General features: G+C 49.6%; 14 protein-coding genes. 4 read left to right on the top strand and 10 right to left on the bottom strand.

The genetic code is table 11. The features are described from left to right. Positions 1–324: 324 nt before the first annotated feature. From B2X65_RS10590 to uvrD, 3 genes are all read right to left on the bottom strand, one after another. Positions 325–1,086, bottom strand: a complete 762-nt coding sequence (locus tag B2X65_RS10590; RefSeq protein WP_290612496.1) for a hypothetical protein — start codon at positions 1,084–1,086, stop codon at positions 325–327. A 131-nt stretch (positions 1,087–1,217) separates the two neighbouring features. Further along, entirely contained in the window at positions 1,218–3,281 is a 2,064-nt protein-coding gene (locus B2X65_RS10595) for a GNAT family N-acetyltransferase (RefSeq protein ID WP_290612497.1), read from the bottom strand. 1 nt (position 3,282) lies between these two features. Further along, positions 3,283–5,454, bottom strand: a complete 2,172-nt coding sequence (gene uvrD / locus B2X65_RS10600) for a DNA helicase II (RefSeq protein WP_290612498.1) — start codon at positions 5,452–5,454, stop codon at positions 3,283–3,285. Positions 5,455–5,643: 189 nt separating this feature from the next. Between uvrD and B2X65_RS10605 the strand changes: the two genes are divergently transcribed. Together B2X65_RS10605 and B2X65_RS10610 are read left to right on the top strand one after the other, a co-directional pair. Continuing rightward, entirely contained in the window at positions 5,644–6,393 is a 750-nt protein-coding gene (locus tag B2X65_RS10605; protein ID WP_290612499.1) for a hypothetical protein, read from the top strand. Positions 6,394–6,694: 301 nt separating this feature from the next. Continuing rightward, complete coding sequence (locus B2X65_RS10610) at positions 6,695–7,609, top strand: hypothetical protein (protein WP_290612500.1); 915 nt, start codon at positions 6,695–6,697, stop codon at positions 7,607–7,609. Positions 7,610–7,709: 100 nt separating this feature from the next. Here the strand turns inward: B2X65_RS10610 and B2X65_RS10615 are convergent, their stop codons facing one another. From B2X65_RS10615 to lptM, 7 genes are read right to left on the bottom strand one after another with little or no spacing between them, the layout of a single operon-like run. Further along, positions 7,710–8,414, bottom strand: a complete 705-nt coding sequence (locus B2X65_RS10615; protein ID WP_290612501.1) for an HAD-IA family hydrolase — start codon at positions 8,412–8,414, stop codon at positions 7,710–7,712. After that, entirely contained in the window at positions 8,401–10,449 is a 2,049-nt protein-coding gene (locus B2X65_RS10620) for a M14 family zinc carboxypeptidase (protein WP_290612502.1), read from the bottom strand. The genes B2X65_RS10615 and B2X65_RS10620 overlap by 14 nt, the downstream gene beginning before the upstream one ends. Then, positions 10,449–11,405 (bottom strand): tyrosine recombinase XerC, encoded by a 957-nt coding sequence (locus tag B2X65_RS10625; protein WP_290612503.1) that lies wholly within the window; start codon positions 11,403–11,405, stop codon positions 10,449–10,451. Before B2X65_RS10625 ends, B2X65_RS10620 begins: the two co-directional genes overlap by 1 nt. Then, on the bottom strand, positions 11,392–12,048 hold the full coding sequence (locus B2X65_RS10630; RefSeq protein WP_290612504.1) for a DUF484 family protein: 657 nt from the start codon (positions 12,046–12,048) through the stop codon (positions 11,392–11,394). The genes B2X65_RS10625 and B2X65_RS10630 overlap by 14 nt, the downstream gene beginning before the upstream one ends. Beyond that, a complete protein-coding gene (dapF, locus tag B2X65_RS10635; protein WP_349678708.1) occupies positions 12,045–12,875 on the bottom strand; it encodes a diaminopimelate epimerase in 831 nt (276 codons plus the stop codon). The genes B2X65_RS10630 and dapF overlap by 4 nt, the downstream gene beginning before the upstream one ends. A gap of 10 nt (positions 12,876–12,885) precedes the next feature. After that, positions 12,886–14,145, bottom strand: coding sequence for a diaminopimelate decarboxylase (gene lysA / locus B2X65_RS10640; protein WP_290612505.1), 1,260 nt, complete (start codon positions 14,143–14,145; stop codon positions 12,886–12,888). Continuing rightward, positions 14,132–14,335 (bottom strand): LPS translocon maturation chaperone LptM, encoded by a 204-nt coding sequence (lptM, locus tag B2X65_RS10645; RefSeq protein ID WP_290612506.1) that lies wholly within the window; start codon positions 14,333–14,335, stop codon positions 14,132–14,134. The genes lysA and lptM overlap by 14 nt, the downstream gene beginning before the upstream one ends. Before the next feature lie 72 nt (positions 14,336–14,407). Between lptM and cyaY the strand changes: the two genes are divergently transcribed. Together cyaY and B2X65_RS10655 are read left to right on the top strand one after the other, a co-directional pair. Further along, positions 14,408–14,743: an iron donor protein CyaY gene (cyaY, locus tag B2X65_RS10650; protein ID WP_290612507.1), complete on the top strand. Its 336-nt coding sequence runs from the start codon at positions 14,408–14,410 to the stop codon at positions 14,741–14,743. Further along, positions 14,743–15,423, top strand: a complete 681-nt coding sequence (locus tag B2X65_RS10655) for an alpha/beta hydrolase (RefSeq protein ID WP_290612508.1) — start codon at positions 14,743–14,745, stop codon at positions 15,421–15,423. The genes cyaY and B2X65_RS10655 overlap by 1 nt, the downstream gene beginning before the upstream one ends.

The raw sequence follows: 15,423 nt of genomic DNA on the forward strand, positions 1-15,423 counted from the left end.
TGGCATTGCGAAACACTTCCCTGTGTTTCGCCCTTCGGGCCGTCGCTATGCAACGTCCAAAACTGCTCCCGGCAGTTTTGTCGCCATGCGAGAGTAGTACAGTGATGCCGAGGCAAGCTTAGGAATCTTCAGCTGGTCCCGCACGGGCGAGGCTCAGGAAGCGTCGAGCAATGTAGTATACCGCTGGGAGGCCAGCCCCGTGGTAGGCCAGCCCTCTTGCAAGCGAGCCCCGCCTGCCCCTAATAAAGCAAAAAAGCCCACTCGCAGAGTGGGCTTTTCAATAGCTAAGCATAGGTTTGATGAAACGCAGGAGATTTACAAAATTTATCTGCGCTGCAAATTGCCCTGAATATCAAAATGCCATTCCGGTTTGCCGAGCAAATTCAGATAAGTTTTAGCGTTGGCTTCACTAAATACCTGAATAAACTGGTTATGCTGGTCGAGCAATAACAACCAGTTTTTAGGACTTGCTGCAAACTGCTGGTCTGTCAGATAGCTTTGCATTCCCATATATCTTGATGGAATGTTACGCCAACCCTGATCGACCTTATAAATGTAACGCCCCTTATACTCCGGGTGTAAAAAATTGGCTTGTTCCAGCGTACTTAGACTATTACGATCAACAATGCTGACCATTGCAACTGCCTTGCTGCGCTCAAGCAGCTCAGCCGCCTGTTTAACTTTAAGTTGCTGGTTCTGTTTACGCTGGCTTTCAGGGCTCTGTTTGCTGACTTTAACAGGAGTGGCAATTTCTAACGCGAATAACTCCAGTTCATACCTATCTAATATTCGCTGGTAACCGGCATGATTCGTACAGTCAGTCAGCGTGATATCATCTGGTACGCGCTGCTGAAATTTAGGGTTAGCGTTGACATAACTGATAAATTGCTCGACATCGAGCTGTAGCTGAAGCTGCAACAAGCTATGAAGACGCGTGTTATCAGGCTGCTTGACCATGTATTGCTCAGGGTCCTGCTCATTACACTGGCGGTAAAATTGCTCAAGAGATGTGCTGTAAGCATAACTGTTTACCGCATACTGCAACGTACGCAATTCTGTCTGGCTGTAACCTGCTGTGCTGCTCATAGCCAGGCTTAATAATAAAGGTGCAATCATCGTCATAGAAGGGTTGAACTATCAGCATTAAATGAAAAAATCGCCGAACATTAGCACTTTTCTCAGCGTTAAAACAGTGTTAGTGGCAGGACCAGTTTCAACTAATCGCAAATACCCTGGCGCATAACATTAATACATGCTGCTTTACCTGCCAGGTTAAACCGCTGGCTGATCTGCTGCCAGCTTTGCTTTTGCCATAAGCGTGCTGCCAAAACGCTGGCCGAAGCAACATCGGTTCGCTGAAAATTAAGATTAAACCAGTTTAATAACACACCAGCGACCAGCTCGTAAGGGCGCTGGCCAGCAGTAAATAGTTGCAGCTGGGTCATCTCGGTTTCGCTCATTGCGCGGCCAGCTGGTTTAATTAATTTACGCAGTACTTTGAAATCCAGCGTTGCAGGATACTCTGGCAGGCAATGGTACAGCTGCTCTCCAAACGCGTCGGATAACATTTCAGCAATGTCCTTATTCGCTAAAAGAGGTTGTATCATCAGCAGTGACGGTTCACTGCTGGCGTTGTCGGCAAAATGGCTAAGCCTGATCGGAATATAGTGTGCCTGCTGCCAGAATGCCAACAGCGTCGGGCTTACCCCATAGCTGGTACCCAGCCAGTTAACACCTTGATGTTTCAAGCTGCTGGCCAGCTCCGCTAACAATAGACTGCCAAGTCCCTGGCGTTGCAGGCTTTGCTCAACGGTAATTCGCATTACCCGAACCAAGCGCTCAGTGGCAAGATGTGGTTGTGCTAAATGAAACGCCAGGCTTTGTGCCAGTAAATGACCCTGTACCCGTCGTTTTCCCTGATAAATTTGCTGGCAAAGTTCTGGCTCCAACTCGCCCTCATGGCTGAGTAAAGCGCAGGCTAACAGCTGCTCATGTTGATAGATCGCAAACACACTAAGCTTAGGGTTATCAAGCAATGCGGCCAGATCTTTTATCTGAGTCTGGTAATGGGCCTGGCTAAGCAGGTGAAATACTGCCGCCAGTTGCACAGGTGCTGCCAGCCAGTCTTCGGCCTGAAACTGTCGCAATTGCACCGGCTCATCTGGCTGATAGCGTGGCGCTATTAAAGGCTGTCGCAGCAAGAAGCTTTGAAAAATAAGCTGCTCCAGCGGATCATGCTGCTGATAACGAACCGGCTCTGTCAGCTGTAACCGTTTCCACCCGGGTTGGGTTTGTTCAAGATAGTGTTGAAAACGCAACTGAAAGCCACGCCCGGTGCCTTCATAACCATGTTCGGTAGTGGCAAACACAACTCTGCTGTAGTTGTCGGCAAGTTGTTTTAAAACGGTGGTGGGCAGGGCAGCAGCTTCATCTACAAGCAGTAGATCTAAATCTGGTTTTTCTGACAATAACTGGTCAACCGGAATAAAGTACAAGCCCGGCGTATCTGACACTTGCTGCTGATAATGGTTGATTGCGGTATTGGCAGCATGTGGACTGGCGGCGGTGATGGCCAGTCGTTTTTTTCCTTGCTTTACCAGTAACGCTGCAGCCAGCCCCAGCGCAGCAGACTTACCGCGGCCCCGGTCTGCAACCAGCACCAGTGGCCGCTTACGATGGCCGGACACCACTTTTACTATTGCCGCTACGGCGTGCTGTTGCCCGTTGCTGGCATAAGGTGCTGCAACAGCGCTCGGCGCGATATAATCGGGTAAGGTGAGCTGCCTGCGGGTATCGAGCTTATTATCGTGCAGAATAAGGTTTAACAAGGGGCCGTTTGCCAGTTGCGCTAACCAGAAGCGGGTAAATTGACCCTGATAATGTTGCGGGTTTAATGGATAAGGCAATAATGCACTGTGGCCCGGGTTTGGCTGCTGGCACCACTGTGTATCGGGTGGCGCCAATAATAGCCACAAGCCACCTGCTTTTAAGCAACCGGCGCTGGCAGCAATAAGATCGGCATTAAATCCATTAAAGGCGTTAATGATCAGCATATCGCATTCGCTGCCAAGTAGCTGATAATTATGGCCGGCTTGCAAAGCCGTGCTGTTAACCGGGGCGTGGTCGCCCAGCCAATACAGTTTTTCTGGCTGTAATTGCGCCACTAAGGCCAGAACCTGCTGCAACAGTGGCCCCGCATCGCCTTGCAGCAATACCGGCAACCGACAATGTCGAGTTGCTGCTTGCGTCAGTAGCGGCTGCAAATAGTCAGCTAACGGCATTTTAGCCAACAGCCTGCAGTCTGGCATAGGCTGTCATCAGCCATTTACTACCAAGCTGATCAAAATTAACCTGAATGCGCGATTGCGGGCCAACCCCCTCATAATTAAGAACTGTGCCTTCACCAAACTTTTCATGCAGCACCCGCTGGCCTAAATTAAAACCGGTATTTTCAAATGCGACATGGCTGGCGGCGCTACCAAAACGGTTAGACTGCGCAGGCCGGCTAACCTGGGTGGTTAAACGAATTTCTTCCAGGTATTCCGCCGGGATCTCCCGGATAAACCGTGACGCTTTATGGTATTGCTCCTGACCATATAAACGGCGACTTTCAGCATGGCATAAATACAGCTTTTGCATGGCGCGCGTCATACCGACATAACATAGCCGGCGTTCCTCCTCAAGCCTCGTCGGGTCATCACCACTTTGCTGGCTGGGGAACATGCCTTCTTCTAAACCACAAATAAACACCAGCGGGAACTCGAGGCCTTTGGCACTGTGCAAGGTCATCAGTTGCACCGCGTCTGAGTGCTCTTCCGCCTGATAATCGCCCGCTTCCAGCGCAGCCTGGGATAAAAACGCGGCCAGCGGCGTCATATCCTCAACGGTATTGCTGTTAAAGTTCTGGCAGGCGGTTACTAACTCGTTTAAGTTTTCTATCCGGGTTTGCGCTTTCTCGCCCTTTTCAGCCTGATACATGGCATACAAACCGGATTGTTTAATAATATGCTCGGCCTGTTCAAACAGGGGTAAGTCGGTCAGCTCCTGTTCCAGGCGGTCAACTAATTGCATAAACTGCTCTATGGCATTAGCCGCGCGGCCACTAAGTTGCTTTTGTTGTAACATCTGCTGCAATGCTTGCCACAGGGTTTGCTGTTCACTGCGGGCATGCAGCCGAACTTTGTTCATGGTGGTATCACCAATGCCACGGGCCGGAGTGTTAATAATCCGCTCCATCGCCGCATCGTCCTGGCGGTTGCTGATCAGCCGTAAGTAAGCCAGCGCATCTTTAATTTCCTGGCGCTCATAGAAGCGAAGTCCACCATAGATGCGATAGTGCAGGCCTTCCTGAATTAAGGCTTCTTCTAATACCCGTGACTGGGCATTATTCCGGTATAAAATCGCGCTCTCGGTTAAGCTGCCGCCCTGGTTATGCCAGCTGCGAATGCGGCTGACAATAAAGCGCGCTTCGTCCAGTTCGTTAAAGGCGGTATACAGTGAAATGGCTTCGCCTTCGCTATCTTCCGTCCATAAGTCTTTACCCAGCCGGCCGCTGTTATTGGCGATAACCGCATTAGCGGCTTTTAAAATAGTGGCAGTTGAGCGGTAGTTTTGTTCCAGCCGAATGGTTTCAGCACCATCGAAATCACGTAAAAATTGCTGAATATTTTCTACCCTTGCCCCACGCCAGCCATAAATAGATTGATCATCATCGCCAACTATCATTACCTTGGCCGCCGTACCAGCCAGCAAGCGCAACCAGTTATACTGAATAGCATTGGTATCCTGAAACTCGTCTACCAGAATATGGCGGAACCGTTGCTGATAATGACCCCGCACATCGGCGTGGTTTTTCAGTAGCTCAAAGCTGCGTAGCAGTATTTCGGCGAAGTCCACAAGGCCTGCGCGATCACACATTTCCTGATACGCCGCATAAATTTTAACCATTTGCTGCAGGCTGAAATCGCCGCCGGCGTCAATCATACCCGGGCGCTGACCATCGTCTTTGCGGCCATTAATAAACCATTGTATTTGTTTAGCCGGCCAGTGTTTCTCATCCAGGTTTAACGCTTTTAATACCCGCTTCACCAGGCGGTACTGATCGTCTGAGTCGATGATCTGAAAACCCTGCGGCAAACCAGCCTGTTGATAATGCGCCCGTAACATGCGGTGCGACAAGCCATGAAAGGTACCCATCCACAGGTTATTCAAGCTTACGCCAATAGTGCTTTCTATCCGGCCGCGCATTTCCTGTGCCGCTTTATTGGTAAACGTCACCGCCAATAAGCTGTAGGGTGCGACGGTCTCCACCTGCATTAACCAGGCTAAACGATGCACCAGAACCCGGGTTTTACCACTACCGGCACCGGCTAAAATCAGCATATGCTGCGCCGGAGCCGCCACCGCGTCACGTTGTTTATCGTTTAAACCATCCAGCAGGTTGGATACATCCATCAGCACATCTCAGTAAACCATTTGCGGCCATTATAACAGCCCTGCGGTAAGCGCCAAGTAAAGCGATAGAATTAGTGGATAAATAACCAGTATCTTGGCTAGTTATTTCATTGTCTCTGAACAAAAAGCTGGTATTTATTTCAGGGACTGGTTATCTTTTGCTTAAAAAATAAGCGCAAAGACGACAGCATGCCGTATAAATTAATTTTTAGTCTTGCAGGTATGGTGGCTTTAGCGGTGGTTTTGCTGTCGCTGGCGATCGGCGGTGAAAACCAACCGGTAACCGGTACGGCGCACAAACAAATTAGCGTTGAACTACCGCTTGATATGACACTTAACCGGTTTGCCGATACAGTGCCTGCCAGTTGCCGGCAAAGTAGTGAGTTATTGGCTATCGAGCATACTTTCGATACCACCAGACTGAGTCAATTAAATGTGGCAATGCAAACATTGCATAACAAAACTGCCGATTCTTTCTGGCAACCGCTGGCTGATGTATTTAAACCTAAGTCGATTTGGCTTAACCCTGCCGATTTCACGGTTGGCTACTCTGGGCATGCAGTTGAGGTGAATCGACAGGTTAAACGTATTGTTGTGAACTACCCTGAGCGGGATAACAACAGCAGCGTTTATTTGAGTTATGACCTGCTGATATCAGCTGCGGGCAAGGTAGACGTTATTGCCAATAAATTAGCTGAAAAACACAGTCTGACTATTCCGGTTGAGCTAATTAAAGATAAAACCTTCATTGGTGTAACTAAGCCACTCCATGGCGGTCGAGTTTCGGATTGCGCAGTAACACTACTACCATTTTTGTTGCCGGAACTTAGCTGGCGCACTGCGCTAGTGCCTGATAAGTCTTATTGCCTGCTCCATGGTTTGCACGATACTAAGGCCGTTATCGATTTTTATATCAACTGTCCTCAGTTACCAGGGTAATTAACTGCTGCACATCAGTCAGCCGGATATGCGGCAATACGTTTACCGGTTGCTGATCTCTGTTCTGGGCAGGCTCTAAAACTACGTTTTGAGATTTCAGAACTCACAAGCATTTTCTAAAACCCATATAACTAATAAATAGTTGACCTAAGAAAATGGGGGGGGGTATTATTATTTATCAATAATTACTTTTAATTAACATTCTGCTCGATTTTAAGTGTCAGTAGTCCATGTTTGGTTATAAGAAAGGATTTAATCTACAAATATCTATTAATCAGAAATACGTCAAGGAACGAAGAAAATGAATTATTTGAGACAATATTTAATTGCTTTAATTTTATTCGGTATTACAGCGATTAGTCAGGATGCTAAGGCTGCAACCGACCCGTGTTTTTACTCAAAAAATCAGTCTGCCAGTAATTGTCGGCATTATGCCTATGATAGCCTCGAGGTGTACTTCCGCGATGCTGATAATCTGGAGCAAAAAGTCATTGCTAAAAGAGTAAAGTCAAAAAGCACTCAGCAGTTGCTTCATGTCAACTATGATTTTCAAGCTGTTTGTAATGGCACCTGTATTGATCAGAACACATTGGCTGGTGAAATATTATGGGCATTTCGCAATGCAATAGTTGAAAACAGACTATATGTTAAAGAAATAATAGATATACACTGCGACCCGACAATGGAAGTGTGCTGTGATGATACTGGTTGTAATCAAATCTATGGTGTAAATGACACGCAAGACAAAAGCCATACATCAAAGCCGAAAGCTGGTGTTAAATCAGAGCCTATAACCCTGGCAGGAAAGAAGAGTAAGAAGGTTGACCGGGCCATTCAAAACACCGAAGCAATAACAAACATTATGGATAATGTAGTCCGCAATAGCAGAAACCCGGCTGATTTTACAGAAAAATGTACGACGGAAGTGTTTGTTGATATGCCAGCTTTCAGTTACTCACCTTTGGGTACCGGTAATTATAAGGTCTGTAAATTAGAAACTAGCGGCTATTGTGAACCGATTGAAGGTTATTTAACAGAGTATGAAAACAGTGGATTTGCAGAGTTTAAACATACCCAAGGGCAAATATTCAACGAGCAATTACGCTCTTTTGTGAGTGAGTTTTTCATGCAGCAGCGTGGAATGTTTTGTAATCAAAACATGTCTTGCGATGCGATAGGTAATTGTACTGTCAGAATGACCTGTCAAAGATATTGAAGGAAATGTTATCCTTTTTCATAAATAATTAGCCAAAAATAGTCAGGGTTAATTGGTGTTATAAAGGAGTACTATTTGATAGGTAAATTTAAAAAACTCACTAATGTGGAAGGAAGTTAATTAACTGCTGCACATCAGTCAGCCGGATATGCGGCAAGGTGCTTACCGCTTGCTGATGGTGATCGAGCCAGGCAGCCTGGCAGCCGGCGGCTAAGGCGCCCATTACATCGGCGCGGTGACTATCACCAATATGCAGAATTTGCGAAGGAGCCAGCTTCAGTCGCTGTGCTGCCGCCTGAAACATATCCGGATAGGGTTTCATTTTTCCGGCGGGCCCGGCCTGCAGGCTGAATTCAAATAGCTCGCCTAAGCCCATTTTATTAATACAGGCATTGCCATTAGTAATAGCAATTAGCCGGTACTGTGTCGAAAGGGCAGTGAGTAAATCATTCACCTCGGCAGTTAAACTGATTTTAGTGCGGGCATCTAAAAAAGCATCATAGCCTTGCTGAGCAACCACTTTGGCTTCATCAGTGGCGATACCCAGTTCCAGCAAACCGGCTTCAATGCCAAGCAGGCGCCAGCGGCCGATATCGTGCCGAAGTTCCGGTTCAATTTTCGCCAGCTTTAAGCGATGTTGCCACCAGAAATCACTATCTTTACCCTTACTCGCCGGTGCATGTTTAAGCAACGCGTCAAGCATCGCCTGCTCTGCTGCAGCGATCACCGGTTTGTTGTCATATAAGGTGTCATCTAAATCAAAAGATAGCGCTTTAATAGGGCTGAGCGCTTTATAAATATGCATTGGACTTCTCACAAACTCTGCGGATAAACAGCAACAATAACAGGCTGAAAAAGCCGCTGATACTGCCGCTACTACTGCCTTCTAAGGTATTGGCTGACGGGGGAGTCGGCTGTGGCGGAGCGCTGACTGTAATTGTTTTACTGATGCTGGCGCTTAACGTATTGCTGTCGGTGATGGTTAACCTAACCTGATAACTGCCGGCACTGGCAAACTGATGGGTTGTTGCCGCGCCGCTTAAGGTGCTGCCATCGGAAAGTTGCCACTGATAACCGGTTATTTCTGAATCAGTGCTGCTGGCACTACCATCAAAACTGCAGCTAAGGGCACTACACTGACTGCTAAAATCGGCCACGGGACTGCGCAGCTCACCTACTGTGATAAATACCGCACTTACTGCACCGAGATTACCTGCGCTGTCCTCTGCTTGCACATATAACAGCTGTTCACCGGCCGGCCAGTCGTTAGTCAGTAGCTGGGCCTGCATATTTTTAACAGAGCCGTTATCGTTACTATTAATGGTTTCCGCTGTGGCTAACTCAACACTGGCGCTGTGCCAGGGCGGTGCATGCCGGTAGACCCGGGCGGCAACAACGGCCTGGCTTTGCTCACTGCCATTGCTTTGATTAAAGAGTTGATCGTCGGCGTTAAAGTTCAGGGTCAGGATGTCACCCGCCTGAATATAGGCATGGCTGGCACCGTTAGCATTAAGCCCGGCAATGTCGGGCCCGGACGGCAGCTGATAAGGCGCCTTGCTAACTTTTGCAGCATACTGCAGCAGCGGTAAATTGGCCGGCAGCAATGAATTGGTAAAAAAGCCGCAGCCTTGAAAAAAGCCGGTGCCAAGCTCCAAAGTTATGGCTGCAACGCCACGCTCACCATAACTGACGCTGTCACTGGTGCCATCGGTCGGGTATAAGCCAATGCTCTGGCTGGGGAAGTAATTATTAAACCAAGCCAGCTTGCGGCCGAGAGTGCGCAGCTGGCTGGCATTAGGTGCAGGATTGTTAGTGTGTCCCCAGGGCCAGAGGATCAACTCGCCAGCACTGTGTAAGTCGAGGTGCAGCCCCATGGTGTCTGCTGGCGCCGGGTCCTGAAAGCTGCTGCCACGACGATCGCTATACAGCTGGCGAATATAGTTCTCTACTGCCTGAGTTTCCGGCTCAGAGCCTGCTTCTGGCCCGCGGTAAATGGTAGAGCAGGCCTCGCCACTGGAGCCATTGCTGCTGATATTCCAGCTGTAGCTGAAATTGCGGTTTAAATCGACACCGGGCTCATCCTGCGGGCAGTGAGTAAGATTAGCATTTTTGCGCCACAACTGGCCCTGTTCGGCGTATTTGCGACCATCCGGGTTCATCTGAAACAGTAAATGAATCTCGGTGAAATTCAGCAGCCAATGGGCATCAGCCTGCTGCTGATAATTCTGCAGCAGCTGTCTGGCAAAGTGCAGGTTAAGCTCCGCCGTAACATATTCGCGGGCATGCATGGCACTTTGCACAAATAAGATTGGTTTGGTATCAGCCGGGTTAGCAACCGGTTCGCGCCGACCCAGCCGCAATACCATCAATGGGTAGCCGCCGTCGCCCTGAGTATGCTGCCACGAGCTGCCAATACTGAACCACTGGGCAATTTCAGGGTAGTCAGCGGCCAGTTGGGCGGCTTGCTGGTAGGTGCCTTCAACGGTGTGGTAGCAAGGATAGCCGGCAATAGTATCGCTACTTACACTGCTGGTTGCAGTAGTTTGACTAGCTGCGCTGAGCTCCGGATAAGCATCGGCTGGCAGGGGTTGCCAGCTCAGGCCGTAGTTTCTCAGTGCTGCCAGTTCTGTTCCAGGCAGCCGCACATCTAAAGTTAGCGCTGCGCGGTCAGTTGCCAGAATATAAGGGTGTAGGCTGATACTTGCCTGCGCATACTGCGCCATGTCGCTGACGTGCAAGCGAACATGCTGGTATGTCGGGTCTGTTGTTGCCGTATGGCTACTGGCCAGCAATGGCCATAGCAGTACAACAAATAAAGCGAAACCATACAATTTGCTCATTACGGCTTTTTCCGGGCTCTCGGGTGGGCGTTATCATACACCGCTGCCAAATGCTGAAAATCAAGATGGGTGTATACCTGAGTAGTACTAAGATTAGCATGACCCAGTAAGTCCTGCACCGCACGCAAATCACCGCTTGATTGCAGCACATGACTGGCAAACGAGTGGCGCAGCATATGCGGGTGTAATTGCTGGCCAAGGCCTTGTTGTTTGGCCCAGTGATTTACCCGCTGCCTGACCTGACGGGCCGACATACGTAGCTGCTGTTTACTTAAAAACAGCGCATTGTGATCAGCCTCTGGTGTAGCGGCACCCAGTAACAGATGGCGCTGGCTTAGCCAGTGTTGTAAGGCCGTTATGGCCAGCGAGCCAATGGGAATTTGCCGCTCTTTACTGCCCTTGCCACGCACCCGGATTAACTTCTCGCGCCAGTCGATATCGTTAATATTACTGCCAACGAGTTCTGCCAGTCGCAGGCCGGAAGAATAAAACAATTCGAGCATGGCCTTATCACGACAGGCAAGCACGTCACTGCTGCTATCGAAACTAAGTAAATGCTGTAGCGCGTCTATATCAAGGTTTTTCGGTAGTTTTGGCTTTGGCTTGGGCACGGTCAGGTATTGCGCCGGGTTGTCCGACACGAGCTGTTGTTGCTGCAGGTAACGATAAAGACCGCGCAGCGCTGCAACAACCAGCGCCAGGCTGCGGGCACTTAAGCCGCGACGCCGGCCATTTGCCAGATAGGTTTGCAGGCTGCTTTCAGTTTGGCTGTACCAGCTAAACGCTGTGGGGTCATCGGTTATGGTCTGGCTGGCAACTTCAGCCTGGCTGTTTGCCACCAGGCTTAGCTGTTGCTGGTAGGTTTGTAGGGTACGGCTGGCATAACCGCGCTCAAAGCGCAGGTAGCTAAGGTAGGCGTCAATATCGGTTTGCCACCGCGGCTCAGCTTTGGTCATTACCGGGTAACACCTGTACCAGCAGTTTGGCCAGGTGCCGGATAAACAACCGGTCCATTGCCGGCTGAAAATGGTCGTCCTGTTCACTGCCAAAAGCCAGCAGCGCCAACCCGGGGCCACTGCCAATTTGTACCAACGCTACTGAATGAATGGCGTCGCCAAACAATGGCTGCTGCTCTTCTTTGTTTAAACGGCCCAGATATACATTGTCGCTGCTTAAACGGCGCGACAACAGCAACTGATACTTGCTAATGGCGCTGCTGTCGGGTTGCAGACACACCAGACGACACGCGTGAACCTGCGGCATGCTCTTGGCAAACTGCTGCAGTGCCTGTTCTGCCGCTTCCAGCGAAGGTTTATGCAATAAGCTTAAGTGCAGGGTGTTCAGCGCATGAAAAATATGTTCATTCTGACGGGCAACGGACATTAAGCGGGTAATGTCATCTTCCAGGGCGGCAATTTTGCTTCGTTGCATTTCCAGCTGACGTTCTACCAGCGACACGCTACCGCGTTGCTGATGCGGTAAACGCATCTGTTGTAACAACTGCGGATGGTGCTGAAAAAACGTGGGATGATCCTGTAAGTAGTCAAGCACCACACTGGCGGCGATTGCCTCTTTATCCTTTGCAAGGGTGTCGTTCATAACGAAAGTTGTCCATCGAATACGTGTTCAGCCGGGCCGGTCATTTTAACCATCTGGCCCGGGCCATTCCAGCGAATGTGTAAGCTACCACCGGGCAAGTCGACCTGCACCTGTGGCCCGAGTTTCTTCTGCAGCTGGCCAACTACCACTGCCGCGCAGGCACCGGTGCCGCAGGCCAGTGTTTCACCGGTACCGCGCTCCCATACCCGCAATTTAATGTGCGAGGGCGAAATTACCTGCATAAAGCCGATATTGGCTTTTTGTGGAAAACGTTCGTGTACTTCCAATAGCGGCCCTAACTCTGCCACGTTGGCACTGGCAATATCGTCTACCTCAAGCACGGCGTGCGGGTTGCCCATTGACGCCACACCGCAAAGTACCGTGTGTTCGTCGGCCCGCATAATATAGGTGGCTTCCTGTTTCTGGGCTTTGAACGGCACCATTGCCGGGTCGAGCTGTGGAATACCCATGTTCACCGTTACCTGGCCGTCCTGTTCAACATACAGGGTAATTCTGGCCGATTTGGTACTTACCTGAATTTTACTTTTATTGGTCAGGCCGCGGTGGCGCACAAACTTAGCAAAACAGCGGGCACCATTGCCGCATTGCTCTACTTCACTGCCATCGGCATTGAAAATACGGTAATGAAAATCCAGTTCCGGATCATAAGGCGGCTCTACCATCAGTAACTGGTCGAAGCCGATACCAAAATTACGATCGGCCAGTTGGCGGATTTGCTCTTTGGTCAGAAAAATGTTCTGGCTGACGCTGTCGACCATCATAAAGTCGTTGCCCAGGCCCTGCATTTTCGAGAAATTAATGATCATTGGCGCCTTATTACTGTTCAGTTAGCAGCTGCTCGCCGCGCCATAAATCCTGCCATTGTTCGCGGGCCCGGATAAGGTGGCTGCGATTGCCCACCACCATAACTTCGGCCACCCGCGGCCGGCTGTTGTAGTTCGAACTCATGGTAAAGCCATAAGCACCGGCGGAGCGCACGGCCAGCAAATCACCCTGGGCAATGGCCAGCATTCGATCTTTACCCAGAAAATCGCCGGTTTCACATACCGGGCCTACCACATCGTACAAATGTGGCGTGGCAGCACTTTTCGGGTTTACCGGCACAATATTCTGCCAGGCGCTGTACAGTGCCGGCCGGATTAAATCGTTCATGGCGGCATCAACGATGGCAAAGTTCTTTTCCTGACCTGGCTTTAAGTATTCTACCCGTGTTAATAAGATACCCGCATTGGCCATAATGGCCCGGCCGGGTTCCATGATCAGTTCCAGCTCAGGGTACTGTTGTAACCGTTCCACCACTTTGCTGATGTAGGCATAGGGTTCAGGTGGGGTCTCTTTATCGTAGGTGACACCAAGACCACCACCGATATCGATATGGCTAAGCACAATGCCATCTTGTTTAAGCGCATCAATTAAACTCAGTAGTTTTTCCAGCGCTTCTAAAAACGGTTGGGTTTCAGTAAGCTGCGAGCCGATATGGCAATCTACCCCTACCAGCTTAACGTGGCTCATCTGGCTGGCTGACCGGTATATTGCCGGTGCAGTTAAAATATCAATACCAAATTTATTGGCTTTTAAACCGGTTGAAATATAAGGGTGGGTTTTGGCATCAATATCCGGGTTAACCCTTAGCGACACCGGGGCCTTAACATTTAAACTGCTGGCGACCTGTTGCAGGCGCTCAAGCTCAGCCTCAGACTCAACATTAAAACACTTTATTCCCAGTTGCAGCGCAAATCGCATGTCGTCAACGGTTTTTGCAACGCCGGAAAACACCACTTTCGCCGGGTCGCCGCCGGCGGTAATAACCCGGCGCAGTTCGCCACCGGAGACGATATCAAAACCACTACCCAGTTTACTCAGTACATTTAACACCGCCAGATTGCTGTTAGCTTTAACCGCATAACATACCAGGCTGTGCGGATGCGCCGATGCAGCACTGGCAAAGGCCTGATAATGGCGCTCGATAGTCGCTTTTGAATAGACATAGCAAGGGGTGCCAAACTCGGTTGCCAGCGCATTTAAATCGACCTGTTCGGCATACAGGCAATCGTGCTGGTAATTAAAATGGTCCACGGATCTGCTCCTCGCTGGAAGGTTCACTCGGATTGGGCTGACCAGGCTTTTCTGGCGCTGGCTCTGCCACTTCGGGTGCAGCTTGTGGTAAGGTAAGAGGCCCTTTTTGACCACAGGCAGTAAGCATAATGCTGCCCAGCATTAAGCAGGCAGGCAAAAGAAACTGGGATAAAGTGCGCTTCGTTTGCATGGTTTCTATTTCTTTAACGGCTTGACGCTCTATAATCGCATCCTTAGCGATAAAAGCAAACAGGTGACGCAGATGAATGACTTAGAATATGAAGAACTAACCGATAATACCCTGTTAGCGGTAGAAGAGGCGATTGAGCAACTCGATCTTGATTTAGACTATGAATCAAACGGCGGGCTGTTATCAGTAACCTTTCCTGATCAAAGCAAAATTATTATTAACAAACAACCGCCATTGCAGCAGCTGTGGGTGGCGACAAAATTTAATGGCCATCATTTCGAATGGAAAAACGGCCAGTGGATTGATAACCGCACCGGCAGTGAGTTCTGGCAACTGTTATCCGATGCAGCCTCTAAGCAGGCTGGCACTGCGGTGGTGCTAACGGCACAACAACCTGGAACTGAATAATGGCGTTACTTTCTTTTGTTGATGTAAAACCAACCGGCCCGGTTAAGGCTGCAGTAATTTGGTTGCATGGCCTGGGCGATTCGGGCCACGGTTTTGCGCCGATAGTGCCAGAACTGCGCTTGCCCGCCGATGCTGGCATCCGGTTTTTATTCCCACATGCGCCCGAGCAGCCGGTAACGATAAATGGCGGCATGCGGATGCGGTCCTGGTACGATATTAAAACCATGGATTTAGCCCATCGGGCTGATGAAGACGGTGTGCGGCAGTCTGCCGCAGCTGTGCAAAAACTACTGGATAAACTGATTGCTGATGGTTTAAGCAGCGAGCAAATTGTACTGGCTGGCTTTAGTCAGGGCGGGGTAATTGCATTGCACTTACTGGCCCGCCTGCCCTATAAGCTGGCCGGTGTAATGGCATTATCAACCTACATGTGTGCTGTAGAAAAACTCGGGTCAGAGGCATTAACCATTAACAAGGCTACGCCGGTGTTTTTTGGTCATGGTAGCCAGGACCCCATGGTACCAATGGCAGCAGGGCAACAGGCATTTCACGCCTTAAAAAGTGCCGGCTTTAGCGTAAGCTGGCACGATTACCGGATGGAGCACAGCGTCTGTGCCCAGGAAGTTGCTGATATCAGCAGCTTTTTGCAACGCCGTTTAATGCAGGCAAAGGACGATTAA

Source organism: Arsukibacterium sp. UBA3155 (assembly GCA_002364615.1).
Taxonomy (GTDB): Bacteria; Pseudomonadota; Gammaproteobacteria; order Enterobacterales; family Alteromonadaceae; genus Alishewanella.

Coding starts and splice junctions, on each gene's coding strand:
- B2X65_RS10630 (WP_290612504.1), bottom strand. CDS start 12,048: ATGAACGACACCCTTGCAAAGGATAAAGAGGCAATCGCCGCCAGTGTG.
- B2X65_RS10625 (WP_290612503.1), bottom strand. CDS start 11,405: ATGACCAAAGCTGAGCCGCGGTGGCAAACCGATATTGACGCCTACCTT.
- cyaY (WP_290612507.1), top strand. CDS start 14,408: ATGAATGACTTAGAATATGAAGAACTAACCGATAATACCCTGTTAGCG.
- B2X65_RS10610 (WP_290612500.1), top strand. CDS start 6,695: ATGAATTATTTGAGACAATATTTAATTGCTTTAATTTTATTCGGTATT.
- B2X65_RS10615 (WP_290612501.1), bottom strand. CDS start 8,414: ATGCATATTTATAAAGCGCTCAGCCCTATTAAAGCGCTATCTTTTGAT.
- B2X65_RS10595 (WP_290612497.1), bottom strand. CDS start 3,281: ATGCCGTTAGCTGACTATTTGCAGCCGCTACTGACGCAAGCAGCAACT.
- uvrD (WP_290612498.1), bottom strand. CDS start 5,454: ATGGATGTATCCAACCTGCTGGATGGTTTAAACGATAAACAACGTGAC.
- lptM (WP_290612506.1), bottom strand. CDS start 14,335: ATGCAAACGAAGCGCACTTTATCCCAGTTTCTTTTGCCTGCCTGCTTA.
- B2X65_RS10590 (WP_290612496.1), bottom strand. CDS start 1,086: ATGAGCAGCACAGCAGGTTACAGCCAGACAGAATTGCGTACGTTGCAG.
- dapF (WP_349678708.1), bottom strand. CDS start 12,875: ATGATCATTAATTTCTCGAAAATGCAGGGCCTGGGCAACGACTTTATG.
- B2X65_RS10620 (WP_290612502.1), bottom strand. CDS start 10,449: ATGAGCAAATTGTATGGTTTCGCTTTATTTGTTGTACTGCTATGGCCA.
- B2X65_RS10655 (WP_290612508.1), top strand. CDS start 14,743: ATGGCGTTACTTTCTTTTGTTGATGTAAAACCAACCGGCCCGGTTAAG.
- B2X65_RS10605 (WP_290612499.1), top strand. CDS start 5,644: ATGCCGTATAAATTAATTTTTAGTCTTGCAGGTATGGTGGCTTTAGCG.